Origin of the sequence: Methylocystis parvus OBBP, from assembly GCF_027571405.1 — a bacterium.
Classification (GTDB): domain Bacteria; phylum Pseudomonadota; class Alphaproteobacteria; order Rhizobiales; family Beijerinckiaceae; genus Methylocystis; species Methylocystis parva.
In genome coordinates this window covers 2923088-2946538 of record NZ_CP092968.1, presented here as the reverse complement: position 1 = coordinate 2946538, position 23451 = coordinate 2923088, and the positions used below count along the sequence as shown (strand labels likewise).

26 protein-coding genes are annotated in these 23451 nt (G+C 65.6%); 13 read left to right on the top strand and 13 right to left on the bottom strand.

The window, feature by feature from the left end; genetic code table 11:
- Positions 1 to 24 precede the first annotated feature (24 nt).
- The gene (locus tag MMG94_RS14335; protein WP_016922018.1) at positions 25 to 480 is read right to left on the bottom strand and encodes a GIY-YIG nuclease family protein; all 456 of its coding nucleotides are present in this window, start codon (positions 478 to 480) and stop codon (positions 25 to 27) included.
- 64 nt (positions 481 to 544) lie between these two features.
- On the opposite strand from MMG94_RS14335, the gene MMG94_RS14330 reads away from it, so the two are divergent.
- Entirely contained in the window at positions 545 to 1861 is a 1317-nt protein-coding gene (locus MMG94_RS14330; protein WP_154419709.1) for a TIGR03808 family TAT-translocated repetitive protein, read from the top strand.
- Positions 1862 to 1868: 7 nt separating this feature from the next.
- Here the strand turns inward: MMG94_RS14330 and dxs are convergent, their stop codons facing one another.
- Positions 1869 to 3797 carry a 1-deoxy-D-xylulose-5-phosphate synthase gene (gene dxs, locus MMG94_RS14325; protein ID WP_016922020.1) on the bottom strand — a complete coding sequence of 643 codons (1929 nt, stop codon included), beginning with the start codon at positions 3795 to 3797 and terminating at the stop codon, positions 1869 to 1871.
- Positions 3798 to 3950: 153 nt separating this feature from the next.
- Entirely contained in the window at positions 3951 to 4496 is a 546-nt protein-coding gene (locus MMG94_RS14320; protein WP_244415530.1) for a L,D-transpeptidase, read from the bottom strand.
- 178 nt (positions 4497 to 4674) lie between these two features.
- On the opposite strand from MMG94_RS14320, the gene MMG94_RS14315 reads away from it, so the two are divergent.
- The 3 genes from MMG94_RS14315 (at position 4675) to lysA (ending at position 7594) form a co-directional block, all read left to right on the top strand.
- Positions 4675 to 5922 (top strand): GNAT family N-acetyltransferase, encoded by a 1248-nt coding sequence (locus tag MMG94_RS14315; RefSeq protein ID WP_016922022.1) that lies wholly within the window; start codon positions 4675 to 4677, stop codon positions 5920 to 5922.
- A 127-nt stretch (positions 5923 to 6049) separates the two neighbouring features.
- Positions 6050 to 6322, top strand: a complete 273-nt coding sequence (gene lptM / locus MMG94_RS14310; protein WP_040579649.1) for an LPS translocon maturation chaperone LptM — start codon at positions 6050 to 6052, stop codon at positions 6320 to 6322.
- Between the two features lie 6 nt (positions 6323 to 6328).
- Entirely contained in the window at positions 6329 to 7594 is a 1266-nt protein-coding gene (gene lysA, locus MMG94_RS14305) for a diaminopimelate decarboxylase (protein ID WP_016922024.1), read from the top strand.
- Here lysA and MMG94_RS14300 read toward each other — a convergent pair.
- Together MMG94_RS14300 and MMG94_RS14295 are read right to left on the bottom strand one after the other, a co-directional pair.
- Entirely contained in the window at positions 7591 to 8535 is a 945-nt protein-coding gene (locus MMG94_RS14300) for an alpha/beta hydrolase (RefSeq protein ID WP_016922025.1), read from the bottom strand. The two genes, lysA and MMG94_RS14300, sit on opposite strands and share 4 nt — an antisense overlap.
- A 93-nt stretch (positions 8536 to 8628) precedes the next feature.
- The gene (locus tag MMG94_RS14295) at positions 8629 to 9639 is read right to left on the bottom strand and encodes an SDR family NAD(P)-dependent oxidoreductase (protein ID WP_016922026.1); all 1011 of its coding nucleotides are present in this window, start codon (positions 9637 to 9639) and stop codon (positions 8629 to 8631) included.
- A 115-nt stretch (positions 9640 to 9754) separates the two neighbouring features.
- On the opposite strand from MMG94_RS14295, the gene MMG94_RS14290 reads away from it, so the two are divergent.
- The 3 genes from MMG94_RS14290 (at position 9755) to MMG94_RS14280 (ending at position 11599) form a co-directional block, all read left to right on the top strand.
- On the top strand, positions 9755 to 10369 hold the full coding sequence (locus MMG94_RS14290; RefSeq protein ID WP_154419711.1) for a cytochrome b/b6 domain-containing protein: 615 nt from the start codon (positions 9755 to 9757) through the stop codon (positions 10367 to 10369).
- Entirely contained in the window at positions 10366 to 11109 is a 744-nt protein-coding gene (locus tag MMG94_RS14285; protein WP_016922028.1) for a molybdopterin-dependent oxidoreductase, read from the top strand. The genes MMG94_RS14290 and MMG94_RS14285 overlap by 4 nt, the downstream gene beginning before the upstream one ends.
- A 256-nt stretch (positions 11110 to 11365) precedes the next feature.
- Complete coding sequence (locus MMG94_RS14280) at positions 11366 to 11599, top strand: hypothetical protein (RefSeq protein ID WP_016922029.1); 234 nt, start codon at positions 11366 to 11368, stop codon at positions 11597 to 11599.
- Here the strand turns inward: MMG94_RS14280 and truA are convergent.
- The 3 genes from truA to def all read right to left on the bottom strand — a co-directional run bounded on the left by truA (position 11593) and on the right by def (position 14084).
- Positions 11593 to 12330 (bottom strand): tRNA pseudouridine(38-40) synthase TruA, encoded by a 738-nt coding sequence (gene truA / locus MMG94_RS14275; protein WP_016922030.1) that lies wholly within the window; start codon positions 12328 to 12330, stop codon positions 11593 to 11595. The two genes, MMG94_RS14280 and truA, sit on opposite strands and share 7 nt — an antisense overlap.
- A 254-nt stretch (positions 12331 to 12584) precedes the next feature.
- A complete protein-coding gene (gene fmt / locus MMG94_RS14270) occupies positions 12585 to 13511 on the bottom strand; it encodes a methionyl-tRNA formyltransferase (protein WP_016922092.1) in 927 nt (308 codons plus the stop codon).
- 3 nt (positions 13512 to 13514) lie between these two features.
- Positions 13515 to 14084, bottom strand: coding sequence for a peptide deformylase (gene def / locus MMG94_RS14265; RefSeq protein WP_026016552.1), 570 nt, complete (start codon positions 14082 to 14084; stop codon positions 13515 to 13517).
- Between the two features lie 168 nt (positions 14085 to 14252).
- Between def and MMG94_RS14260 the strand changes: the two genes are divergently transcribed.
- From MMG94_RS14260 to MMG94_RS14250, 3 genes are all read left to right on the top strand, one after another.
- Positions 14253 to 14813, top strand: coding sequence for a LemA family protein (locus tag MMG94_RS14260; protein WP_016922090.1), 561 nt, complete (start codon positions 14253 to 14255; stop codon positions 14811 to 14813).
- Positions 14814 to 14970: 157 nt separating this feature from the next.
- Complete coding sequence (locus MMG94_RS14255) at positions 14971 to 16101, top strand: M48 family metallopeptidase (RefSeq protein ID WP_016922089.1); 1131 nt, start codon at positions 14971 to 14973, stop codon at positions 16099 to 16101.
- Between the two features lie 41 nt (positions 16102 to 16142).
- Positions 16143 to 16859, top strand: coding sequence for a DsbA family protein (locus MMG94_RS14250; RefSeq protein WP_040579665.1), 717 nt, complete (start codon positions 16143 to 16145; stop codon positions 16857 to 16859).
- Between the two features lie 14 nt (positions 16860 to 16873).
- Here MMG94_RS14250 and MMG94_RS14245 read toward each other — a convergent pair whose 3' ends face one another.
- From MMG94_RS14245 to argH, 4 genes are all read right to left on the bottom strand, one after another.
- Complete coding sequence (locus tag MMG94_RS14245; RefSeq protein WP_016922087.1) at positions 16874 to 17761, bottom strand: alpha/beta hydrolase; 888 nt, start codon at positions 17759 to 17761, stop codon at positions 16874 to 16876.
- 5 nt (positions 17762 to 17766) lie between these two features.
- Positions 17767 to 18624, bottom strand: coding sequence for a tetratricopeptide repeat protein (locus MMG94_RS14240; RefSeq protein ID WP_244415534.1), 858 nt, complete (start codon positions 18622 to 18624; stop codon positions 17767 to 17769).
- 158 nt (positions 18625 to 18782) lie between these two features.
- Positions 18783 to 19391, bottom strand: coding sequence for a thiamine phosphate synthase (locus MMG94_RS14235; protein WP_016922085.1), 609 nt, complete (start codon positions 19389 to 19391; stop codon positions 18783 to 18785).
- Positions 19388 to 20776 carry an argininosuccinate lyase gene (argH, locus tag MMG94_RS14230; protein WP_016922084.1) on the bottom strand — a complete coding sequence of 463 codons (1389 nt, stop codon included), beginning with the start codon at positions 20774 to 20776 and terminating at the stop codon, positions 19388 to 19390. Before argH ends, MMG94_RS14235 begins: the two co-directional genes overlap by 4 nt.
- Before the next feature lie 24 nt (positions 20777 to 20800).
- Here argH and tlpA point away from each other — a divergent pair, with 24 nt between their 5' ends.
- From tlpA to MMG94_RS14215, 3 genes are all read left to right on the top strand, one after another.
- A complete protein-coding gene (tlpA, locus tag MMG94_RS14225; RefSeq protein ID WP_016922083.1) occupies positions 20801 to 21442 on the top strand; it encodes a thiol:disulfide interchange protein TlpA in 642 nt (213 codons plus the stop codon).
- Between the two features lie 83 nt (positions 21443 to 21525).
- Complete coding sequence (locus MMG94_RS14220; RefSeq protein ID WP_016922082.1) at positions 21526 to 22002, top strand: hypothetical protein; 477 nt, start codon at positions 21526 to 21528, stop codon at positions 22000 to 22002.
- A gap of 282 nt (positions 22003 to 22284) precedes the next feature.
- A complete protein-coding gene (locus MMG94_RS14215) occupies positions 22285 to 22719 on the top strand; it encodes a GlcG/HbpS family heme-binding protein (protein WP_154419715.1) in 435 nt (144 codons plus the stop codon).
- 51 nt (positions 22720 to 22770) lie between these two features.
- Here MMG94_RS14215 and MMG94_RS14210 read toward each other — a convergent pair whose 3' ends face one another.
- Positions 22771 to 23256: a hypothetical protein gene (locus tag MMG94_RS14210; RefSeq protein WP_154419717.1), complete on the bottom strand. Its 486-nt coding sequence runs from the start codon at positions 23254 to 23256 to the stop codon at positions 22771 to 22773.
- Between the last annotated feature and the right edge of the window lie 195 nt (positions 23257 to 23451).

Genomic DNA, 23451 nt, shown 5'->3' with positions numbered 1-23451 from the left:
CCTGAAGGCCGCGCGACCTCCCCCTCAAGGGGGAGGCGGGGTCAGTGAATTCGCCGCCTTCCTAGCATTTTCCCAAGGCGAAGGAAGCCGCGCGCCGGGCGGAAAATAGCGCAGATGCGAGATGCAGCGCGGGCAATCCGTGCTGCCGAAGCCCGGCAGCGGCGTGGGGAAGTTGGAAAGCGCCGCGTTGAGCGCGCATTCGCTCCCGCCCTCGACAATGAAAGCGCCGAGAACCGCGCCCGCCGCGGTGAGCTGATCGACATGCCAATGCGCGCGTTTTTCCTTCCGCATATGCCGCGCGAGCCGGGCCCTCAGGCCGCCGGCGCCCTTGGCGGAACCGCAATAGAAATAGTCGCCGGGAGCGAGGCGGACGGCTGCTTTACCGGCTTTCACCGGGAGAGGCGCGGGTAGCCTCAGCCAGAGAGCGTAAGCGCCAGGCGCCTGAGAAGCTTCCCCGGCCTCCCGAATGAACGCGATCATCCGTCATTTACCGTTCTTTAACGCAAGCCTCGACCGTCGCGCCGAGACCCGGCACACTCCGTCAATGTTGCGCAGCAATCATCGTTCTTCTCAACTCTCCCGCCGCCATATGTTGCGCCTTTGCGGCGCCGCGAGCGCGTCGCCTTGCCTGCCCGCGCCCATCGCCGCGGCGCGGAGTCTGGACCTCGCCCAGCGTCTGCGCGAGGCGTCGCTCAAAGGCGCCGCCGTGACGCTCCCCGCCGGAGAGACCTCCCTTATGGGCCTCGACCTCCCCGACGGCGCGATCCTCATCGGCGTTCCGGGCCGCACCGTGCTCAAGCTCTCCGGCGTCGGCCCGCTCATCTCCGCCGCCATGGCGCGGCGGATCACGCTCGAAAACATCGTCTTCGACGGCGGCGCCGGCTTCACGCCGAAAGACAAGGGGCTTCTCGATTTTTCCGACGTCGTCAATCTCTCGATCCGGGGCTGCGCTATTCGCCATTCTTCCGCGCGGGGGATCAACCTCACCCGTTGCGGCGGCGTTGTCGCGCAGAATGAGATTTCCGACGTGATCGATGTCGGCCTTTATTCCCTCGACGGGCTCGGCGTCGACATCGACAATAATCACGTCCGGCGCTGCGGCGACAATGGCGTGTTGATCTACGCGACCTCGCCCGGCCGTTATGACGGCTCGCGCCTGCGCAACAATCTCATCGAGGACATCGACAACCGTTCGGGCGGCAACGGCCCTTATGGAAACGGCGTCTTCGTCTGGGGCGCGGGCGTCGTGCGCGTCGAGAGGAACCGCATCTACCGCTGCGTCTACACCGCCGTCCGCAACAATGGCGCGCATCATGTCGAGGTGATCGGCAATGACTGCAAGAGCTTCGGCGAAAAGGCGATGTACGCCGAATTCGGCGCGAAAAATTCGACCTTCAAGGACAATCGCATCGAGGACGCCGGCGCCGGCATCGCGATCGCCAACGCCGACAAAGGCACGGACGGCGCGATCGTTTCTGGCAACACCATCGTCAATATGCGCAAGGGCGTGAACGACCCGGAATTCGGCCCGGAAATGCTGTGGCTGACCGGCATTCTCGCCGAGAAGAATGTCGACGTGACCGGCAACAGGATCGTCGGCCCGGGCTGGATCGGCATCGCGCTCGGCGGCTGGCGGGAGAATTTGCGCGCCGAGGCGAATGAAATTTCGGGAGTCGATTACGGCGTCGCGCTCGCGACGGGCGACGGCGCCGGCGACGCGCTCGTCGCGCGCAACAGAATCAGCGCGCGAAAGGGCGCGGTGATCGCCACGGCGGGGATGAACTTCCTACCGGGCGATCTGACGAAGCCGGGCGCGAAGAAATATCCGCGCCTGATCGTGCGGGACAACGAAACGGCGTAGCCGCCCCTTACGCGATCATCACCCGCGCCGCGCCCTTCTCGTCGCCGAGAAGCTCCAGCGCCTTGGCGACCATCGCCTTCGAGTCGAGCATCGCCTTGGCGAGCATCATTTCGTGCTTGTCGTGGTCGATATAGGCGTCGGGCAGGATCATGCTGCGGAATTTGAAGGCGCCGCGCGTCCCGTCGAGCAGGCCGTCGTCGGAAAGCGCCTGGAAGACCTGGGCGCCGAAGCCGCCGATCGAGCCTTCCTCGACGGCGATGAGGACTTCGTGATTGGCCGCGAGGCGGCGCAGGAGGTCGCGGTCGACGGGCTTGGCGAAGCGCGCGTCGGCGACGGTGGTCGAGACGCCGTAATTTTCCAGCTCCTCGGCGGCCTTCATCGCGTCGGCGAGGCGGGTGCCCAGCGTCAGCAGCGCGACTTTCGAGCCTTCGCGCAGGATGCGGCCCTTGCCGATTTCGAGAACCTCGCCGCGTTCGGGCAGCTCGACGCCCACGCCCTCGCCGCGCGGATAGCGGAAGGCGATCGGGCCTTCCTCATAGGCCACCGCGGTCGAGACCATATGCATCAGCTCCGCCTCGTCGGCGGCGGCCATCACCACCATGCCCGGCAGGCAGCCGAGATAGGCGATGTCGAAGGCCCCGGCGTGAGTCGGGCCGTCGGCGCCGACGAGACCGGCGCGGTCAATGGCGAAGCGCACCGGCAGATGCTGGATCGCGACGTCGTGCACGACCTGATCGTAGCCGCGCTGCAGGAAGGTGGAATAGAGGGCGCAGAAAGGCTTGTAGCCCTCGCAGGCGAGGCCGGCCGCGAAGGTCACGGCGTGCTGCTCGGCGATGGCGACGTCGAAAGTGCGGCTGGGAAAATGCTTGCCGAAGGCGTCCAGCCCCGTGCCGGACGGCATGGCCGCGGTGATGGCGACGATCTTGTCGTCATGCTCGGCTTCGGCGATCAGCGCCTTGGCGAAGACGCCCGTATAGGACGGGGCGTTGGCCTTGGGCTTGAACTGCTTGCCGGTCTCGACGTCGAACTTCACGACGCCGTGATATTTGTCGTCGGCGGCTTCGGCCGGGGCGTAGCCCTTGCCCTTCTGCGTCACGACATGGACCAGCACCGGGCCGTCATCCTTGTCGCGGACATTCATCAGCACGGGCAGCAGATGGTCGAGATTGTGCCCGTCGATCGGCCCGACATAATAGAAGCCGAGCTCCTCGAACATGGTGCCGCCGGTGATGAAGCTCCGCGAGAACTCCTCGGCCTTGCGCGCCTTGTCGTAGATGAAGCGCGGCAGATGCGAGGCGAGTTGCTTCGCCGCGTCGCGGATGGAGCGATAGGCGCCGCCCGAGACGAGGCGGGCGAGATAGGCCGACATGGCGCCGGTGGGCGGCGCGATGGACATGTCGTTGTCGTTGAGGATGACGATGAGGCGCGAATCCAGCGCGCCGGCGTTGTTCAAGGCCTCATAGGCCATGCCCGCCGACATGGAGCTGTCGCCGATGACGGCGACGACGTGATTGTCGCCGCCCGCGAGGTCGCGCGCGATGGCCATGCCGAGGCCGGCCGAGATCGAGGTCGAGGAATGGCCGGCGCCGAAGGCGTCATATTCGCTTTCGGCGCGCTTGGTGAAGCCCGAAAGGCCGCCGCCCATGCGCAGGGTGCGGATGCGGTCGCGGCGGCCGGTGAGGATCTTGTGCGGATAGGTCTGGTGGCCGACGTCCCAGATGATGCGGTCATCCGGGGTGTTGAAGACGTAATGCAGCGCCACCGTCAGTTCGACGACGCCAAGACCCGCGCCCAGATGGCCGCCCGTCACCGAAACCGCGTCGATCGTCTCGCGACGCAGCTCCTCCGCGACCTGCTTGAGCTGGCCGGGCTGAAGCTTCCGCAGCTCTTGCGGCGTCGGGATGTGATCGAGAAGGGGGGTCTTCGATGTCGTCAAAGGCTTTTCTCTCGTCTACGGCTATCCGCAAATTTCACAAATTCTAGGGATAGCCGCTAAGCCGGGGCGCGGCAAATGCGGAGCCGCACGTCGGATTTGATTCTTGGAGGACTGTTGCGCGCTCGCAACGTTTCAACGGAAACCGACGCGCGGTCAGTACCAGCGATAGGCCTGATCCGGGACATATTCCGGGTAATCGGGCTCCGCGGGCCGCATGCGCCGCGCCGGCCGGCGGCGCTCGACCCGCTCCACGCCGGGCGGTTCCTCGCGGAAACCGCGATCGGCGCTCTGCGTCCCTCCGACGATGTCGATGGACGCGCCGCCCTCCTCCTCCACCCATTGGAAGAGTTTCTGGGCGTTGCCGATCGCGAGGCGGACGCAGCCATGGGAGCGCGGAGAGCCGAGGCCGCGCTCGAAAGTGCCATGGATCGCGAGCCCTCGCGGCGAGAAGAAGATCGCATAGGGCATCGGCGCCTGCTCATATTCGTCGGAATGGTGGTCCGCCTCCATGCGCATGACGGAATAATGGCCGGCCGGCGTCTCATAGCCCGGCCGGCCGCTCGATATTTTCCACACCACCGTCTCGCCGCCGCGCATGGCGGTCAGCCGCTGTTTGGAGAGATCGATCGATATGCGCACCGCCGCCTCGACCGAGGCCGATGCGAGCAGTCCCGCCGCGACGAAGAAAAGTCGGATCATGTTCATGCCAGGACCTAAACATGGCGCGCCCCCGGCGTAAAGCGACCGAAGGCGACGCGGTGAACGACGATGGCGCCGGGCTTGAAGCTTTCCCGTCAGACCGGGGAGAGGCGGGGCGAGCGTCCCGAAATCTCACCCGAACTGGCTCAAAACGGGACAGAAGAGGAAGTTGCCGAAGATGGTCGCGCCGTTCCTGAACATCAAAGGGATCGCTTTCGCCATGGCCGAATTCGGATTGGCCGACGGCCGTCCCGCCCCGCGCCTCGTCGCCGGCGTCGACGTCGACGCCGCCAAGGTCCTCGAGGCGGAGGAGGCGTCGATCGAGCGCCTCGACGCCCTCCAGGCCGCCTGGGCCGACCTCGCCGCCCGCGCGCTCGAACCCAACGCCTTCTACGAGCCGGGCTTCGCGCTTTCGGCGGCGCGCCATTTCCCCGTGAGCGAGCGGCCGCGTTTCATCGTCGTCAAGAACGGCGCCGGGCGGATGATGGGCCTCTTCCCGATCGTCGCCGCCAATCCGCTGACGGGCGACGGCCTGACCCGCCTGTGGCTCCACAAGCAGGCGGCGCTCGCGACGCCCCTCGTGGACCGCGACATGGCGGCCGAGACGATCGAAGCCTTCCTCGAATGGATGGAGGCGCGGGGCAAATCGACCGGCGTCGTCTTCGCCCGCATGCCGGCCGACGGGAAATTCCGCCGGGCGCTGGAGCGCGCCGCGACTTCGGGGGCCCGCAGGCTGAAGATTCTCGACTCCTATGAGCGCGCGGCGCTGTTGCCGGGCGGCGACGCCGACGAACTTTGCGCCCGCGCGGGCTCCAAGAAGAAGCTCGCCGATATGCGCCGTCAGGCCCGCCGCCTGCGCGAAATGGGCCGCCTGACGTTCGAATCGCATGAGACGCCGGAAGACGTCCGCGTCGCGGCGGAGGAATTCATGGCGCTCGAAGCCGCCGGCTGGAAGGCCGGACGCGGCGCCTTCCTCTCCGAGCCCGCGCTGGCGACCTTCCTGCGCAGCGCGACGCGCCTCCTCGCCGCCGAGAAGCGGTGCAGAATTCAGTCGTTGCGCCTCAACGGCAAACCCATCGCCATGGCGATCGTTCTGGAGAGCCAGGGCCGCAGCTATTGCTGGAAGATCGCCTTCGACGAGTCGCTGCGTTCCCAGGCGCCGGGCGTCCAGCTCGTCTATGAGCAGACCAAGGCGCATCTCCAGCGCGGGGACCTTGAATATGCCGACAGCTGCGCCATCGCCAACCACCCCATGATCGACAAGCTCTGGCCGGACCGGATCGGCGTCTGCGACCTCGCCGTCTCGCTGCGCGCGCGCCGCGAAAGGGATTTCCTTTCGAGCTGCCGCCGCGACCATGCGCGCCGTCAGATCCGCGAACTCGCCAAGCGCGCCGCGAGCCGGCTGCTGAAGCGCAAGGTGAGCTGAAGATCTCCCTGCCCGGCCCGCTGCGCGACGGGCGGGGCTCCACGCCCACGTTATGACGCGGCGCTCTCGCCTTTTCGACCGCAATGACTATAGTGCCGGCGTTCTCCAGAAACGCCGGACTCCGCCTGTGACGCTTCGCCGATCCCTCTTGCTTCTCGCCCTCGCCGCCGCGAGCCTTTCCGCCTGCGGACGCCGTGGGCCTTTGGAATTGCCGCCAGACGTGCAGGCGCGCGGCGAGGCGTTGAAGGCCGAACAGGCGGCCGCATCGGCCAAATCCGGACGCGGGCCGAAACCCGCTCCCGGACAGGCCGCGCCCGAAGCGCCCGAGCCGCCGATTCCCGGGACGATCGGCAATCGCCCGCCGGCGCAATATCCCTTCCCTCTCGATCCGCTGCTGTAAGACGCGATGCGCCACTTCGATTATCGCAACGGCGCGCTCTTCGCCGAAGACGTCGCCATGTCCGAACTCGCCAGCGCGGTCGGGACGCCCTTCTACTGCTATTCGGCGGCGACGATCCGCCGGCATTTCCGCGTCTTCTCCGAGGCCTTTGCGGGCCTCGACGCGCTCGTCTGCTACGCCATGAAAGCCAATTCCAATCAGGCGGTGCTGCGGCTGCTCGCCAGGGAAGGCGCCGGCATGGACGTGGTCTCGGGCGGCGAACTCGCCCGCGCGCTGGCGGCGGGCGTTTCGGGCGAGAAGATCACCTTTTCCGGCGTCGGCAAGACGGATGAGGAGATCGCCGCGGCGCTGGACGCCGGCATTTTCTGCTTCAACGTCGAATCCGAGCCGGAGCTCGAGGCCATCTCCCGCGTCGCCTCGGCGAAAGCCCGCAAGGCGCCCGTGTCTCTACGCGTCAATCCAGACGTCGACGCCCGCACGCACAAGAAGATTTCGACCGGCAAGGCCGAAAACAAATTCGGCGTGCCGCTGTCGCACGCCCGCGAGGTCTACGCCCGCGCCGCGAAGCTGCCGGGAATCGAGATCGCCGGCGCCGATATGCATATCGGCTCGCAACTCACCGATCTGGAGCCTTTCGACGAGGCCTTCTCGCTGCTCGCCGAACTGGTGCGCGACCTGCGCGCCGACGGGCATCGTATCGCCCATGTCGATCTCGGCGGAGGCCTCGGCATTCCCTATCACGAGAGCGACGATCCGCAGTCCTACCATCCCGAGCGCTACGCCGAGATCGTGCGCAAGCATTTTGGAACGCTCGGCTGCAAGCTCGTCTTCGAGCCGGGCCGCCTCATCGTCGGCAATGCCGGCGTGCTGGTGACGCGAGTGATTTATGTGAAGCAGGGCGAGGCCAAGACCTTCGTCATCGTCGACGCCGGCATGAATGATCTCGTCCGCCCGACGCTTTATGACGCGCATCATGATCTTCTGCCTCTCCGCGAGGGAAGCGACCGCGCGGAGATCGTCGCCGACGTCGTCGGCCCGGTCTGCGAGACGGGCGACTATCTCGCCCTCGACCGCAAAATGCCGCAGGCGCGGCCCGGCGAGCTTCTCGCCGTGCTGACGGCCGGCGCTTATGGAGCCGTGCAGGCGGGCACCTACAATACCCGCCCGCTCATCCCGGAAGTGCTGGTCGACGGCGCGCGCCACGCCGTGATCCGCCCGCGCCCGAGCGTGGCGGAGCTTATTGCGATGGATCGCGTGCCGGACTGGGTTTAATGACCGCCGGCGCAGGGCGTGGCCGCCCGCGCTGGCGCTGGAATAGCGTTTTCTTCCCCGCATTTCGGGCTCGTCTTCGGACACTCTTCCCGCGCGCCGCCATTGACCGGCTGATCGATCCAGGCCATCGCCTTGGCCAGCATCTCCTTCCTTTCCCTCTTCTCCTCCTCAGTATGATGCGGTTCCGCGCTCGCGAGTGGAATGTGATTGACGCAGACGCCGGCGATTAGTTTCTTGGGAGAAGCAGCGAGCTCGTAAAGCGCCTCGCCACGCTCATGCGGAATGGCGCCGTCTTTACACCCGACGCTCACGAAGACTGGGGCTTTCAGGTTCCTGATCGCGTCGTCGGCGTGGAATTTGTCGGCGACGAAAAAGTCGCTAAGGAAAACAGGGATGAAATTGCGCGACCAGCCGATCATCGGCGTATTGTCGTAAGGCGAGTCCAGCACGAGCGCAGCCTCTTCGTGATGCGAAGCAAGGATCGTCGCGACGCCCGTGCCGATTGACTCGCCCATCACGACGATACGCTCGGGCAGATAGGTTTCCCGCGCTTTGGCGTAGATCGCCTCGGCGTCCTTCAGGAGATCCTGTTCACTGGGAGAACCCTTCGAAGTGTGATAGCCGCGATAGGCGAAAGCCATCACGCCGTAGCCATGCTTCACCAGATCCTCAAAATGTTTGGGCCGGAACCCGCCCTGCCCATGGAAATAAAGGATGAGCGGTTTCTTTTCGTCCTGCGGCGGCAAATGAAAGCCGATCAGCTCCACCTCGTCGGCGGTCTTGAAATTGGCTGGCTTGGCGTCGGGAAGGCCGATCCCCTCGGCGGTGATGCACTCGGCGGCGGAGCCCACGATCGGAAAAACGAAATGGTCCCGCACGAAATCGGCTCTGGCGCCGGTGATGAGGCTCAAAAAAATGATCGGAGCGAGCGCGTATCGCATTTTCAATTCTCCCTGCGGCTAAAATTTCTTTACCAAGCCTACGAAGGCGGGTTTCAACAATAAGCATAAACAATATCGACACGTACACGAATGTCAAAGCCGCAGAGGCCCGTTCGTCGCCCGGTACTCCCGGTACCATTCCACCAGCGCCTTCACCCCTTCCTCCACCGACGTTTGCGGCCGATAGCCCGTCAGCCTCTCCAACAAATCCGCCGAAGCGAAAGTGCGCGGCACGTCGCCCTTCTGCATGTCGAGATAATTGCGCGTCGCCTGCTTGCCGAGCGCGCTTTCCAGCGTGTCGATGAAATCGAGCAAAGGCACGGGCGCGCCGCGGCCGATATTGACGATGCGATACGGCGCCTGCGCGGATACGGAGGCGTCGCCCGAGTCGCGCGCGGGAACGCAGTCCATCAGCCGCGCGACGCCTTCCACGAGATCGTCGATATAGGTGAAGTCGCGCAGCATGTTTCCGTGATTGTAGATGTCGATCGCGCGCCCGCTCTCGATCGCGTCCAGAAACTTCAAAGGCGCCATGTCCGGGCGTCCCCACGGACCGTAGACCGTGAAGAAGCGGAACATGGTCGTCGGGATCGACCACAAATGCGCATAGCTGTGCGCCATGGCCTCGCCGGCCTTTTTGCTCGCGGCGTAGAGCGTCAGCGGCTCGTCGGCGCGGTCGCTTTCAAGAAACGGCACAGTGGGATTCGCGCCATAGACCGAGCTCGTCGAGGCGATGAGGAGATGGCGCGGCTCGAGCATGCGCGCGACCTCCAGAACATTGAAGGTTCCGACCAGATTGGCCTCGACATAGGCGCGCGGATTTTCGAGGCTGTAGCGCACGCCGGCCTGGGCCGCGAGATGGACGATCACGTCGGGCGCGGCTTGCTTCGCCGCTTTGGTCAGCGCCTCCATGTCCTCGAGCATGGCGATCGTGTCGCGATAGCCGTCATGCGCCAGCAAAATCGCGCGCCGAGCCTCCTTCAGCCGCGGATCGTAATAGCGCGTCATGCCGTCATAGCCGTCGACCAAATGGCCCGCCGCGAGAAGGCGCCGCGCGAGATGAAAGCCGATAAAGCCTGCGGTGCCGGTGATGAAAACGCGCATGTGCCGCCTTAACTTTAGCCGAGGAGAATTGGCCGCGCCGTCTTGGGGGATCGTGGCGGAGCTGTCAACGCGGCGCGCGTAAGCTAGGCTGCCGCCAAGGATGCGGAGCGAGGAGATGAACTCAACAGAAGAAAGGCCGCCCGTGCACCCGCCTCTCTTGCGGGCTTTGCACTGGATCAACGCCTTCGCCGTGATCGTGATGATCCTGTCGGGCTGGCGGATCTACAACGCCTCGCCCTTTTTCGGTTTCGAATTTCCGGCCGGCTTCACGCTGGGCGGCTGGCTCGCCGGCGCGCTCGCCTGGCATTTCGCGGCCATGTGGCTGCTCGCGATCAACCTTCTCGCTTATGTGCTTTACGGCGTCCTGACCGGACATTTCCGCCGCCGCTTCCTGCCGCTCTGGCCCGGAATCGTCTGGCGCGATCTGCGGCTGGCCTTGACGGGCCGCGCCGAACATCGGCCGGGGAACTACAATGCGGCGCAAAGGGCGGCCTATGTCTTCGCGCTCGCTGCGATCGTCGTCGCCATTCTTTCCGGACTCGCCATCTGGAAGCCCGTGCAGCTTCAGGAGCTGACCGCCATCATGGGCGGGTTCGAGGTCGCGCGGCGCGTGCATTTCTTCGCCATGGCGGGACTGACGCTTTTCCTTATTGCGCATGTCGCTCTGGCGCTCGGCGTCAAAGGCGTGCTGAAGCCGATGGCGACCGGCAAATTGGAGCGCGAGGAATGAAGAACGGCAAGCTTACGCTCTCCGATCTGCGGCCGCGGCTGCAACGCGTCGAACGACGTCTCTTTCTCAAGCAGAGCCTCTCTCTCGGCGCGCTGACCATGCTTTCCGGCTGCACGCTCAAAGACGATGACTCGGTCGACCGCCTTCTCTTCGCAATGTCGCGCTTCAACGACCGGATGCAGGCGGCCTTGTTCGATCCCGACAAGCTCGCGCCGACCTACTCGGAAGCCGACCTTACGACGCCCTTTCCCTTCAACGCCTTTTACGAAGAAAAGCTCGCGCCCGTCGTCGACGGCGAGAATTATCGCCTGACCCTGTCGGGGCTCGTCGAAAACAAATCGCCATGGACTTTGCGGGAGCTGCGCGCGCTGCCGCAGGTCTCCCAGATCACGCGCCAGGTTTGCGTCGAGGGCTGGAGCGCCATCGGCAAATGGAGCGGCGTTCCATTCAGGACCTTCTTGGAACGCGTCGGCGCGGACATGACCGCGCATTACGTCGGCTTTCGCTGTGCGGACAATTATTCGACGAGCGTCGACATGCCGACGGCGCTGCATCCGCAGACGCTGCTCGCGCTCGATTTTCCGACGCGCGAGACGAAATACGGCTTCCCCGTGAAAATTCGGATTCCGACAAAACTCGGCTTCAAGAATCCCAAACATGTCGTCGAGATTTTCGTCACCAACGACAATCCCGGCGGATATTGGGAAAACAAGGGCTATAACTGGTTCAGCGGGTCGTAAGGCGCATCAGTGAAACTGGCGTTCGATTTTTCGCGCGCCGTAAAATTTTTGTTCATCTTTGCGGCGAATCAGCCTTGATCATGGCCGTTGCGCCTTGAAATGATCGCAGCCTCGCCAAGCGCGAGGCGCAACATCTCCCATCTCCTTTGGCCTGATGCGTTCGGGCGGCCGGTTTTGACGAATCGGCGCGGGGGTTTCGATCAGGGCGCGGCGAATAATTCGCAATTCAGCGCTCTCGACATGAAGAGGGGATTTCATGATTCAGAATCGAAGCTGCGTAAATGGCATTCTCGCCGCTGTGCTCTCCGCCAGCATTGTTCCGACACATGCCGCGCTGGCGAAGGAAAAGCCGCCGGCGCCGCACAAGACCGCCGCCAAGAAAATGGACGAACAGGCGGCGCACAGAAGCGACAAGCAGGAAGCGCCGAAGGAAGACGCCGCGAAGCCGGAGACGGGCGGCGTGGGCGCGCCCGCGACCATGACTCAATAATCGACGGCGACGAGATAGAGACCGTGCGGCGGCGCGACCTGTCCGCAGCGCGCACGGTCTCTTGCCGCGAGAGCCTCCGCAAGATCGTCGGCGGTCCATTTACCGGTCCCGACATGCTCCAGCGAACCGGCCATGGAGCGCACCTGATTATGCAGAAAGGAGCGCGCGCAAGTGACGATCTCGATGCGGTCGCCCGCGCGGACGACGTCCAATCTTTCGAGCGTGCGGATGGGCGAATTCGCCTGACATTCCGAAGCGCGGAACGTCGTGAAATCGTAGCGCCCGACGAGGCGCTGCGCCGCTTCGTGCATGGCCTCCGCGTCGAGCGGGCGCTTGACGTGCCAGGCGCGGCCGAGCGTGACGGTGAGCGGCGCGCGGCGGTTGTCGATAATGTAGCGGTAATGACGCCGGATCGCCGAGAAGCGCGCCTCGAAATCGTCCGGAACGGCGCGGGCGCCGATGACGGCGATCGGATCGGGCTTCAGATGCGCGTTGAGCGCGTCGCGCAGGCGATCGACGCGCCACTCGCGAATGAGCTGGACATGGGCGACCTGACCGAGCGCATGCACGCCGGCGTCCGTGCGCCCGGCGCCGTGAATGACGGCGCGCGCGCCATTGATCGCGAGGACGGCTTCTTCGAGCCGCTGCTGCACCGACATGCCGTTCGCCTGCCGCTGCCAGCCGACAAAGGGACCGCCGTCATATTCGATGGTGAGGGCGTAGCGGGGCATTCAGGGCGCGCCGACAGGGCATGACGCGGCGCGTCGAAGCAAGTTCGGCGCTATGGTTTTACGCGACGAAGCCGCTGCGACCCCATCCCTCCCCTTTACGGGGAGGGTGGCCCCGCGCAGCGGGGCCGGGTGGGGCAAGGCCGCGCGCTGGACCCCACCCCTCGCGCTTCGCGCGCCACCCTCCCCGTAAAGGGGAGGGATGATGGCGGCGAGATCGCGGATCTTCATATCATCGACCGGCTGCGATGTGCGCGTCATCCCAGCACAACGCCCTTGGCGAGCTTGCGCCCGCGCAGAAATTCCTCGACCCCCATTTCGGCCTTGCCGGCGCGCTGCACGCGAAGGAGCCGCAGCGCGTCCTCGCCGCAGGCGACGAGGCCCATATCGTCCAGCACGGTCCCCGGGGCGCCCCTGCCCGCTTCCACCTTCGCGCGCGACACCTTTACGCGTTCCACGCCATGACCGAAATCGCCCTCGAAGAAAGCGCCGGGAAAGGGGGTCAGGCCGCGCACATGGTCGTGCAGCGCCTGAGCGCGCCGACGCCAGTCGATGCGCGCCTCCGCCTTGCCGATCTTGGCGGCGTAGCAGGCGCCCTCCTCGCTCTGGGGCGTGAAGCGCAAGTCGCCTTTCGCGAGCAGATCGAGCGCGTCGGCCATTAGCGGCGCGCCGAGCTCCGCAAGCTTGTCGTGCAGCTCCCCGGCAGTCATGTCCGGCCCGATGGGCGTCCGCGCGGAAAGGGCGACAGGGCCCGTGTCGAGCCCTGCGTCCATCTTCATCACCTCGACGCCGCTTTCCTTATCGCCCGCCATGATGGCGCGCTGGATGGGCGCCGCGCCGCGCCAGCGCGGCAGGAGCGAACCATGGAGATTGAGACATCCATGTTTGGGCGCGTCGAGGATCGGCTGCGGCAGCAGCAATCCATAGGCCACGACCACAGCGACGTCGGCCCCGAGCGCGCGAAACAACTCCTGCTCCTCGGCGTTACGCAGGCTTTTCGGCGTGCGCACGAAGAGCCCTTTGCTTTCGGCGAATTGGTGGACGCTGGATTTCTTTTCCGACATGCCGCGCCCGGCGGGACGCGGCGGCTGGGAATAGACGGCCGCAACCTCATGGCCGCGCGCGCAAATCTCTTTCAGCAACGCCGTCGCGAAGTCCGGCGTGCCCATGAAAATCAGGCGCAAATGTCAGGCCTCGGCTTTTTCGGCCTCGCGGGCGGCGCCCTCGGCGCGACGCTGCGCCGCGATCTCGTCGAAGCGCGCGGCCTTCGTGAATTTCTTCACGACGCGTTCGCGCTTCAGGCGCGAGAGATTGTCGATGAAAAGTCCGCCGTCGAGATGCTCCAGCTCGTGCTGCACGACGGTGGCGAGCAGGCCGGCGGCGTCGAACTCCACCGTCTCGCCCTTGCGGTCGAGGTGACGCACCTTCACCATTGCGGGGCGCTTCACATCGTCGAAATAATCCGGCACCGAGAGGCAGCCCTCATTGTAGGAGGAGAACTCCTCGGAGGCCCAGACGATCTCCGGATTGATGAGAAAGAGCGGATTGCGCTCCTCCTCGGTCTTGCCGATGTCGACGACGACGATGCGTTTCGGGACCGCGACCTGAATGGCGGCCAGCCCGATGCCGGGCGCCTCGTACATGGTCTCCAGCATGTCGTCGAGAAGCTGCTGGATTTCGGCGTCGATGCGCGCCACCGGCTCGGAGACCTTGCGCAGCCGAGGGTCGGGAAGGGTGATGATCTCGCGAAGAGCCATTGCGTTTCTTGTCGGTTTCGTCGCGGTTTCGCGACTGTCGAGCATTGCCTCAAGAGATAGGCGCGACCAGGCTTTCCGTCAAATGGCGTCCGCCTTTGCCTCCGGCGGTCGGAAGGCTAACATGGCCGGGCCCAGCCGGCGCGGCGCGGGCCAAGGGAGGAATCGGGCATGGCGCTTCTTGTCTTATTGGGCCTCGCGGCCGTCATCGGTTTCTGGCTCGTCGGCGTCTATAACGGGCTCGTCAATTTACGACAGCGCAGCAAACAGGCTTTCTCCGACATCAATGTCCAGCTCAAGCAGCGGCACGACCTGATCCCGAACCTGGTCGAGACGGTGAAAGGCTACGCCACTCATGAGCGCTCGACGCTCGAAGACGTCATCAAGGCGCGCAACGCCGCCGTCGCCGCCTCGGGGCCCAATGCGCAGGGCGCGGCGGAGAACGCGCTGACCGGCGCGCTGTCCCGCCTCATCGCCCTCTCGGAGGCCTATCCGGACCTCAAGGCCAACCAGAATTTCCAGCAGCTCCAGAGCGAGCTTTCGGACATAGAGAACAAGATCTCGGCCGCCCGGCGCTTCCTCAACAATACGGTCGCCGAATATAACGCCATGCGCGAGGGCTTTCCCGGCTTCCTGCTCGCCGACCGCTTCGGCTTCCAGCCCATCGAATATTTCGAGCTTGGCGAAGCGGAGCAGAAAGCCGTCGAGGCGCCGCCGAAGGTGCAGTTTTAAGAATTAGACTCAGCCCGTCATTGCGAGCGAAGCGACGCAATCCAAGAGCCTCATCACGACTCTGGATTGCTTCGCCGCATTTTCCCGAAGTCGGGCATACCCGGCTTCGCATATGGCTCTCGCAATGACGGTCTCCGAGCAAGACGGTGGCCCTACCATGTTCAAAGCCTACGGCCTCTACACCCATATCCGCGCCAACCGGCTGCGTTCGGCCTTTCTGCTGGCCGGCTTCGTCGTGCTGCTGTTCGCTTTGATGTTTTCCTTCGCCCTGATCGTCGAAGCGGTGAATTCGCCGCAGGGCGCGCCCTTCGAATGGATCGCCGCGCGCGCCTTCAAGGATGTCGAACGCGGCTGGCCGATCGGCGTCGCGGCGGCAGGAGCCTGGTTCGCCATCGCCTATCTCTTCCATCAGAAGATGATCGATTTCGCGACCGGCGCGCATGCGCTTTCGCGCGCCGAATCCCCGCGCCTCTACAATCTCCTCGAAAATCTCTGCATCTCGCGCGGCGTGCCGATCCCGGCGCTGCAGATCATCGAGAGCGACGCGCTCAACGCCTACGCCTCCGGGCTGAAGGAGGGACAATACAAGGTCGCCGTCACGCGCGGCCTGCTCCTGGAGCTGACAGACCCCGAGATCGAGGCGGTTCTGGCCCATGAGCTGACCCATATTCGCAATCGCGACGTCCAGATGATGGTGATCGCCGTCATCTTCGCCGGCATTTTCGCCTTCGTCGCCGATCTCGTCATCCGCCGTTGGGACTTTCCCTTCGGCTTCTCGCCTTACCGCCCGCCGGAGCGCGAGAACAACCGGCGCGAAAACGGCGCGGGTCTCGCCATCATCGTGGCGCTGCTCATCATCGCGCTGAGCTGGGGCGCCTCCGTGCTGATCCGCTTCGCGCTGTCGCGCTCGCGCGAATATCTCGCCGACGCCGGCTCGGCGGAGCTGACCAAGAATCCGGACGCCATGATCTCGGCTTTGCGAAAGATCGAGGCGCATTCGGTCATCGTCGAGATGCCCTCGCGCATGCACGCCTTCTTCATCGAGAGCCCGGCGCGGGTTCCGGAATCGGGCTGGTTTGCGACGCATCCTTCCGTCAACGAGCGCGTGCGGGCGCTGATCGACTATGCGGGCGGCCATGACATCGGCCCGGTCGCGCCGCCACAGCCGATCGCGGATGAAAGCGCGCCGCCTGAGCCGCTCGCGCCGCCGGACGGATCGCAAGCGTCCTTTCTGCCGCAAGACGGCCGGACTCCGCTCGACCCGCCGAAACCCGGGCCATGGGGGTGAGCGCCCGCCAGTCTCTCAGCTTTTCCAAACGGAACGAATTCTTGGCTCCCGACAAATCTCCGCCGACCCGTCGCTTGGCGCTCTTATCGCTCTTGGCGCTCGCCGCGCTGCCCATTCTCGCCGCGTCGCCCCTGCGCGCGCAGGACGACTCCGCCTTCCCATTGCGAGACGACGCGGGAGAGCCGATGCGAAATTTTCGCATCCCTTCCGAACTCGACCCCGCGAACTTACCCGGCGTCATCTGGCGAGGCAGGCGCGACGGCGACGTCATTCTCTATGAGTTCTTCGACTATAATTGCGCCTATTGCCGCAAGGCGGCCGCCGACATCGCGGCGATCGCGCAAAGCGATCCGAATCTGCGCGTCGGCCTCGTCAACAATGCGATTCTCTCCGCCGGCTCCGTCCAGGCGGCGAAGGTTCAGCAATCCGTCCTGCGCCTTTACGGCCCGGCGAAAGCATATGAATTTCACGAGAGACTCTATGCGGCGCGGGGCGGCGCGAACGGCCAGACGGCGCTGATGGTCGCGGGGGCCATGGGCCTCGACGCCGCCAAAATCGAGCAATCCGCCGACAGCCAAACGGTCGGCGACGTCATCCGCCGTCAAACGCGCCTCGCGGAGTCGCTCGGCCTCGCCATGACGCCGTCATTCGTGATCGCCGGCGTGGCGATCCTCGGCTGGCCGGGGGAGAAATCTCTGCGCGAGATCATCGGCAATGCGCGCAAATGCGACCAGCCGGTTTGCGACGGGAAGAAGTGAGGGCCCGGCGGGCTTCAGCCCGCCCGCTCCGAGGCGACCATGCGTGCGAGAAAAGCGATCGCCTCCCGGCGTGACTCTTCGCCCTCCGGGCAGGCGTCCATCGCCTGCCAGCCATGCGGCGCGTCGGGCCAGATCTTCAGCTCCGCCGCGACGCCCGCGTCACGCGCCCGCTCGACGACGCGCACCGAATCGTCGCGCAGCATCTCATCCGCGCCGACATGCAGAAGCAGCGGCGGCAGGCCGGAAAGGTCGGCGTAAAGCGGCGAGGCCAGCGGCGTTTTCGGGTTCTGGCCGCCGAGATAGGCGCGCGCGCCGACGCGCAGCATCAGGCGCGTGAAGAGCGCGTCCTTTTCTTCGTTCTCGCGCGCCGAGGCGCCCGTTGCGGCGAGGTCGGTCCAGGGGGAGAACAAGGCGGCGGCGCGCGGCAAGGCGCGGCCCGCCTCGCGCTCGGCGATCATCACGGCGAGCGCCAGACCGCCGCCCGCGGAATCGCCCGAAAAGACGATGGGCGCGCGCGCCGTCGCGCGCAAGGCGGCGTAAGCGGCGCGCGCATCGTCCAGCGCCGCTGGAAAAGGATGCGCGGGCGCCAGCCGATAAGCGGGTGCGAAGACGTCAAAGCGGGCGTCCGCGAAGGCGCGCAGCACGGGGCCGTAAAGTCGTGGCGCGCCGGCGAAATAAGCGCCGCCGTGAAGATAAAGCAGCGTCGCCTGCGGCGCGCCGGACGCGGCGATCCACAAGCCCTCGACGCCGCCCAAGGTCACGGGCCGCCCGCCCGCATCGGGAAAGTCCGGCGGGCGCCGATCGAGTATCGCGGCCGCCTCCGCCGGGCTTCTGGCCGCGGCGAGCGCGGGCTTCACATTCGTCCTGAGATAATGCGCGAGGGCGCGCGCCTCTTCCGACATGCGCGCTATTTCTTCGCCGGCTGTGGCGCGGGCGCGTTGGAGAGGAAGTCGAGCGACGGATCGTTCAAGCCCGACGCCTTGGCCTTGTCGCGCCATTCCCTGGCGGCCTTGAGATCGACCTCGACGCCCAGCCCCTCCGCGTAAAGATGGGCGAGCCGGTTCTGCGCCACGGGGTTGCCCTTCAGCGCCGCCTTGCGCAGCAGATCGACGGCGCCGGTCTTGTCGCGTTCGACGCCCGTTCCGTTGAACTGCATGATGGCGTATTCGACCATGGCGGGGGCGAGGCCGGCGTCGGCGGCGCGCTTGAACCATTCGGCCGCCTGCCGGTCGTCCTTTTCGACGCCCTTGCCCGTCTTGTAGAGCACGCCGATCGCATAATCCGCATCCGGATCGCCCGCCGCCGAAGCGCGCTTGAAGTAGCCCATGGCCTTCGCGAAATCGGGGTCCTTCCCCTCATTCTCCAAAGCGAGTTCGCCGAGAAGATGCAGCGCCGCCGCATGTTCCTGCGCGCCGGCCTTTTCCAGATAAGCGCGCGCCCTGGCGTGGTCCTTGGGGATGTCGATGCCTTCGAGCGACGCGACGCCGTAGAGATAGGCGGCCTCCGCGCCGCCCGCCTCGGCGCCGCGCTGGAACCAGGACATGGCCGTCTTCATGTCGCGCTTTACGCCGGCGCCTTCGAGATAGAGGCGGCCGATGAGGGTCAGCGCGGCGGCGTCCCTGGGATTGGCGTCGACGCGTTTCTTCGCCTCGGCCATCGCGGCGCGATAATCGCCCCGCTCATAGGCGCCGTAAGCGAGATCGCGCGCCGCGCCGGCGGGCGCAGGCGCAGCGGGCGCAGAGAAGGCGGGGTCGAGCAAACCCAAAAAGAGCAACGCCGCCAGGCCCGCTTTCGTCCTTGCCTCGCTGCGCTCGCAGCTCAGGATAAGGGCGGGAATGGAAGGCTTGCTTATCCTGAGGAGGCCCTGAAAGGGCCGTCCCGACGGACGAGGAAGCCGGACGTTGAGCGCCTTCTCCTTCATCTTCACCCTTCCATATTCATCGCCGCCAGCGCCTCCGCGACCGCGGCGGCCGGGCCGCGCGCGTCGGCCCAGACAGCGTCGTCCAGCATGACGAAATCCGCGCCGGCTTGCACAAGCGGCGCAATATCTGCGAGCGATGCGGCGCGGGCGACGCAGGGCGTGTTGAAAAGCTCGGCCCACCAGCCGACGCGCTCGACAAGCGCGTCGAGATCATCGCCCGTAAAAAGCACGTAATCGACCCCCGCCTCGCCCGCTTGCATGGCGTCGTCGCGCAGCTCGAAGCTTCCGGCCCCGACGATATATTTCGGCGAGAGCTTCCCGACCGCCTCGGTCAGCTCAGCGCCCGCGCCCTCTATATGCGCGCCGTCCGCCTTGGCGCGCAGCGCCACCGTCGGCGAACCATCGACCAGAACAGCGACGCCCTTCTCCTGCGCCATGGGCGCGAGGGCGCGGGCGATCTCCTCCTGTTTGCGGGGATCGTCGACGGCGAAGCGGATGAGGAGCGAAGCGACCTCGCCCGCCGAGAGCGCGCTGGTCAAAGCGGGAATAAAGTCGCGTCCGTCGGCGAGCGGCGGCGTGGCGAGATAGAGCTGGCTTGCGTCCTCGCTCATCTCCGCTCCTTCAGACGATCGAGCCAGCTCTGCGCCTGTTTGCGCACATTATCGGGCGCCGTGCCGCCATAGCTGACCCGGCTCTCGACCGACTTTTCGACGCCGAGCACGGCGAAGACATCCTCGGATATACGCGGCTCGACGCTCTGCAGATCGGCGAGCGTCAGCTCTTCGAGACCCACGCCTTTGCCCTCCGCCAGCGCCACGACGCGGCCGGTGACGTGATGGGCTTCGCGGAAGGGGAGGTTCAGCTTGCGCACCAGCCAGTCGGCGAGGTCGGTCGCCGTGGCGAAGCCGGCGCCCGCCGCCGCCTTCATGCGCTCGCGGTTCACCTTCATGTCGCGGACCATGCCGGCCATGGCGGCGATGCAGAGGGAGAGCGAGTCGAGCGAATCGAAAGCGCCTTCCTTATCCTCCTGCATATCCTTGGAATAAGCGAGCGGCAGGCCCTTCATCACGATCAGCAGCGCCTGCAGCGCGCCGATGATGCGGCCGGATTTGCCGCGCACCAGCTCCGCCGCGTCCGGATTGCGCTTCTGCGGCATGATGGAGGAGCCGGTGGTGAACTTGTCCGACAAAGAGATGAAATTGAACTGCGGCGTCGACCACAGCACGATCTCTTCCGCGAAACGCGACAGATGCGTCGCGCAGATCGCGGCGGCGGAAAGCGTCTCCAGCACGAAGTCGCGGTCGGAGACGCTGTCGAGCGAATTGGCGGTCGGCCGGTCGAAATCGAGCGCCTTCGCGGTCATGTGACGGTCGATGGGGAACGACGTGCCCGCGAGCGCCGCCGCGCCGAGCGGGCATTCGTTGAGACGCGAACGGGCGTCGCGCAAACGGCCCCGGTCGCGGCCGATCATCTCGACATAAGCGAGGAGGTGATGGCCGAGCGTCACCGGCTGGGCGCTTTGCAGATGGGTGAATCCGGGCATGACGCTGCCCGCCTCCTCCATCGCCCGCTCGACGAGAGCGAGCTGAAGGTCGGCGAGCTGCGCGTCCAGCGCGTCAATATCGTCACGTATATACAGACGGAAATCCGTCGCCACCTGATCGTTGCGCGAGCGCGCGGTATGAAGCCGCCCGGCTGCCGGGCCGATCAGTTCCGCGAGTCGCGATTCGGCGTTCATATGTATATCTTCGAGCGTCCGCGAAAACTGGAATTCCCCACGCTCCATCTCACCAGCTATACGCGTCAATCCTTCAGTGATCCTCGCCGCGTCTTCCGGCGCGACGACGCCCTGCTCGGCGAGCATGGCGATATGGGCGAGCGAGCCCCGAATGTCCTGAGGACCGAGGCGCTTGTCGAAATCGATGGAGACGTTGATGGCCTCCAGAACCGCGTCGGTTGCGCTCTGGAAGCGTCCGCCCCATATCTTGCTCGTCATTTTTCGCCCCGGAGCCTGCGCCAGATGAATAAGCCCGCCGCCTTCCCGCGTCGCCTCGCGACCCTTGTTTTCGCAGCGGCCGGCGCGGGCTTTCTATATGCGGGCGGGCCGAGCGTAAAGGAAGCGCGCGCCGGGGACTGCGCGGGCGCCGCCAAGGTCGCGGAAGCGGTGAAGGACGTCGCCAGGGGCGAGGTCGCGGCGATGAACGTCTCCAGGACGCCGGAGCAGGTCGCAGACTTCGCCTTCAACGATCCGGAAGGGAAATCCGTCTCGCTCTCCGCTTTCAAGGGCAAGACGGTGCTGCTCAATGTCTGGGCTACATGGTGCGTGCCCTGCCGCGCCGAAATGCCGGAGCTCGACAAGCTTCAGGGCGAGTTCGGCTCGGACAAATTCCAGGTCGTGACGGTGAATATCGACACCTCGCGTCCCGAACGGCCGAAGAAATTCTTCGAGGATGCGGGCGTCAAGGCGCTGACCCTCTACGCCGATCCCAAGGCCAATATTTTCTACGAGCTGAAACAGGCCGGCAAAGCGCTGGGCCTGCCGGTCACCATGCTGATCGATCCCGCGGGCTGTCAGCTGGGCCTGATGAACGGCCCCGCCGCATGGCATTCGGCGGACGCCAAGGCGTTGGTGACAAAAGCCGTTGAGGCGGCGGGCCGATAGAGGGCGGCGAAAAGAGGCGCCGCCGCCGAAACCATCAGCACGCCAACACGGTTAAAGCTCACCACCTGAAAAGGAGTGAGCTCATGATCAAGCTCGGAGAACTCGGCCGGCGCCATGTGGCGGGGATGTCGGCGCTGGCGCTGACGCTTTTGGGACTTGGCTACTTCGCTTCGCAAGGCTTCCCGGCGCGCTCCGTCGCAGAGCTGCCAGAACTCGCAGGCCCGTCGCTTGCGCAACTGAACCCGAACCAGTCGCTCGAAGAAAAATTTCTCTCCAGCCTGCGTCGCGTGCCCCCCAACGCCTTCGGCTCGGCGGAGGCGCTGAGGATGGAAGAGGGCCAAACGGGCGCAAGCGCGGGCGCCGATTCGTCGGCGGACGCCTCCCAGATCGCGCCCGTATCGCCGGCGTCGGAGTCGAAATTCTGGTCCGACCAGGAGTGGCGGATCGCGGACAAGGCCGTCGGGGATTTCCGCTCCGCCCGCAAACCGCAGACAAGGAATACGGGAACGCTGAGCTGGCGGCCGCCGGAGGAAATCGCCAACAAGATCGAGAAGCGGTAGCGAGCGAAAGCGATTGCGCTTGAATGGCCCGGCCTGGACCTGGATCGCGCCGCATTTGGGCGGAATCGCCTAAACGCGGCGCGATCGATTCGAAAAGTTTAGAGCGCGCTTCATGGGAAAACCATTTCCCACTTTCGCGGCGCGCTCCGGCGTCGGGCATTTTCTTTGGGCTGCGCCTTGGGACGGCGCCTTACGGGGCGGCGAGTCTTAAATCCGGCAAGCGGCGCACTATTTTATTGCTCGTCGCCTTGGCCTTTGCCGGGGCGCGAGGGAGAGAGCGTCATGCATGTCACGATCGATCAGGCCGAAAAGGCGATCGCCGCCGCGCGCCGGAAAGCCGTGGAGCTGGGCACGCAAATGTGCATCGCCGTCGTCGATTCGGGCGGGGTGCTCAAGGCCTTCCACCGCATGGACGACGCCTGGGTCGGCAGCATCGACATTTCGATGAAGAAAGCCCGAACCGCCGTCTTTTTCGGCATGCCGACCGGAGAGATCGGAAAGCTGTCTCAGCCCGGCGGCCCGCTCTACGGCATCGAGCACTCGAATGACGGGCTCATCACCTTTCCCGGCGGCCTGCCCATTGTGGACAAGGAAGGCGTGATGATCGGGGCGATCGGCGTCAGCGGCTCCGCCGTCGAGAACGACCACGCCGTCGCGCTGGCCGGGGTGGCGACGCTCGGCGTCGGCGAATTGCCGGCGCATCCCTGGCGGACCTAGCGCGAGCGGTCCAGCGGCCCCGTCCCGGCCGACGGGGCGGAGCCGCTTCTTTTACCGATGCTTCTTTTTGACGTGATGCGTCGGCGCGGGTTCGGCCGCCTTTGGCGGCTCTTGCGCCGGAGTCGCGGCGGCGGGCGCCTGCTCGGGGGCGGATTGAGCGGACGGAGGAGCCGGCTCCGGGACCGCCTCTTCGCTTTTCTGGGGAGCCGCCTGGGTTTCGGACGCCGGCGGCTCCGCCGGAGCGGAGGCCGGCCTGGACGTGAAGAGCCAGGTCAACCCGGCGATGACGATCACCGCAGCCGCGACGCCGAGGCCGATCATTGTGGGATTCTTGGGCGCCGGCTGATCCGCGGGAGCGCTCCCCGGCGCGTCGGCATGGGCTTCGTCGGCATGGGATTCGTCGGCGTGGGATTCGTCGGCGTGGGATTCGCTGGCGTGAATTTCCTGGGCCGAGGCCTTCTCCGACTGCACGCCGCGATATTGGCTCCAAACCCAGGCGGATGGGGGGTTCCCATCCGGTCCTTGCGTATTGGCCATTGCATTTTTCTCCCAGAAGGGCGCGCTCCATCGAGTCGCCGCGGGGCGCATGTTGCATCGCATCGAGGACGGCTACAAGCGCCCTTGCGGCGCCGCCCCGGGGCGGATGGCGACGAAGTTCTGGAAAGCGACGCCTTTGCGGGCGACAGAGGCGGAAAACGCGCTAAGTAAAGGGAGCTTCACCCGCCGACACAA

Bases quoted from the DNA above. Each gene is read 5' to 3' on its own strand.
- MMG94_RS14290 (WP_154419711.1), top strand. From the start codon at position 9,755: ATGAACTCAACAGAAGAAAGGCCGCCCGTGCACCCGCCTCTCTTGCGG.
- MMG94_RS14320 (WP_244415530.1), bottom strand. From the start codon at position 4,496: ATGATCCGACTTTTCTTCGTCGCGGCGGGACTGCTCGCATCGGCCTCG.
- MMG94_RS14335 (WP_016922018.1), bottom strand. From the start codon at position 480: ATGATCGCGTTCATTCGGGAGGCCGGGGAAGCTTCTCAGGCGCCTGGC.
- MMG94_RS14300 (WP_016922025.1), bottom strand. From the start codon at position 8,535: ATGCGATACGCGCTCGCTCCGATCATTTTTTTGAGCCTCATCACCGGC.
- MMG94_RS14220 (WP_016922082.1), top strand. From the start codon at position 21,526: ATGATCAAGCTCGGAGAACTCGGCCGGCGCCATGTGGCGGGGATGTCG.
- MMG94_RS14235 (WP_016922085.1), bottom strand. From the start codon at position 19,391: ATGAGCGAGGACGCAAGCCAGCTCTATCTCGCCACGCCGCCGCTCGCC.
- MMG94_RS14285 (WP_016922028.1), top strand. From the start codon at position 10,366: ATGAAGAACGGCAAGCTTACGCTCTCCGATCTGCGGCCGCGGCTGCAA.
- MMG94_RS14245 (WP_016922087.1), bottom strand. From the start codon at position 17,761: ATGTCGGAAGAGGCGCGCGCCCTCGCGCATTATCTCAGGACGAATGTG.
- MMG94_RS14315 (WP_016922022.1), top strand. From the start codon at position 4,675: ATGGTCGCGCCGTTCCTGAACATCAAAGGGATCGCTTTCGCCATGGCC.
- MMG94_RS14330 (WP_154419709.1), top strand. From the start codon at position 545: ATGTTGCGCAGCAATCATCGTTCTTCTCAACTCTCCCGCCGCCATATG.
- MMG94_RS14210 (WP_154419717.1), bottom strand. From the start codon at position 23,256: ATGGCCAATACGCAAGGACCGGATGGGAACCCCCCATCCGCCTGGGTT.
- truA (WP_016922030.1), bottom strand. From the start codon at position 12,330: ATGCCCCGCTACGCCCTCACCATCGAATATGACGGCGGTCCCTTTGTC.
- MMG94_RS14280 (WP_016922029.1), top strand. From the start codon at position 11,366: ATGATTCAGAATCGAAGCTGCGTAAATGGCATTCTCGCCGCTGTGCTC.
- MMG94_RS14260 (WP_016922090.1), top strand. From the start codon at position 14,253: ATGGCGCTTCTTGTCTTATTGGGCCTCGCGGCCGTCATCGGTTTCTGG.
- MMG94_RS14295 (WP_016922026.1), bottom strand. From the start codon at position 9,639: ATGCGCGTTTTCATCACCGGCACCGCAGGCTTTATCGGCTTTCATCTC.
- tlpA (WP_016922083.1), top strand. From the start codon at position 20,801: ATGAATAAGCCCGCCGCCTTCCCGCGTCGCCTCGCGACCCTTGTTTTC.
- MMG94_RS14215 (WP_154419715.1), top strand. From the start codon at position 22,285: ATGCATGTCACGATCGATCAGGCCGAAAAGGCGATCGCCGCCGCGCGC.
- argH (WP_016922084.1), bottom strand. From the start codon at position 20,776: ATGACGAGCAAGATATGGGGCGGACGCTTCCAGAGCGCAACCGACGCG.
- MMG94_RS14255 (WP_016922089.1), top strand. From the start codon at position 14,971: ATGTTCAAAGCCTACGGCCTCTACACCCATATCCGCGCCAACCGGCTG.
- lysA (WP_016922024.1), top strand. From the start codon at position 6,329: ATGCGCCACTTCGATTATCGCAACGGCGCGCTCTTCGCCGAAGACGTC.
- def (WP_026016552.1), bottom strand. From the start codon at position 14,084: ATGGCTCTTCGCGAGATCATCACCCTTCCCGACCCTCGGCTGCGCAAG.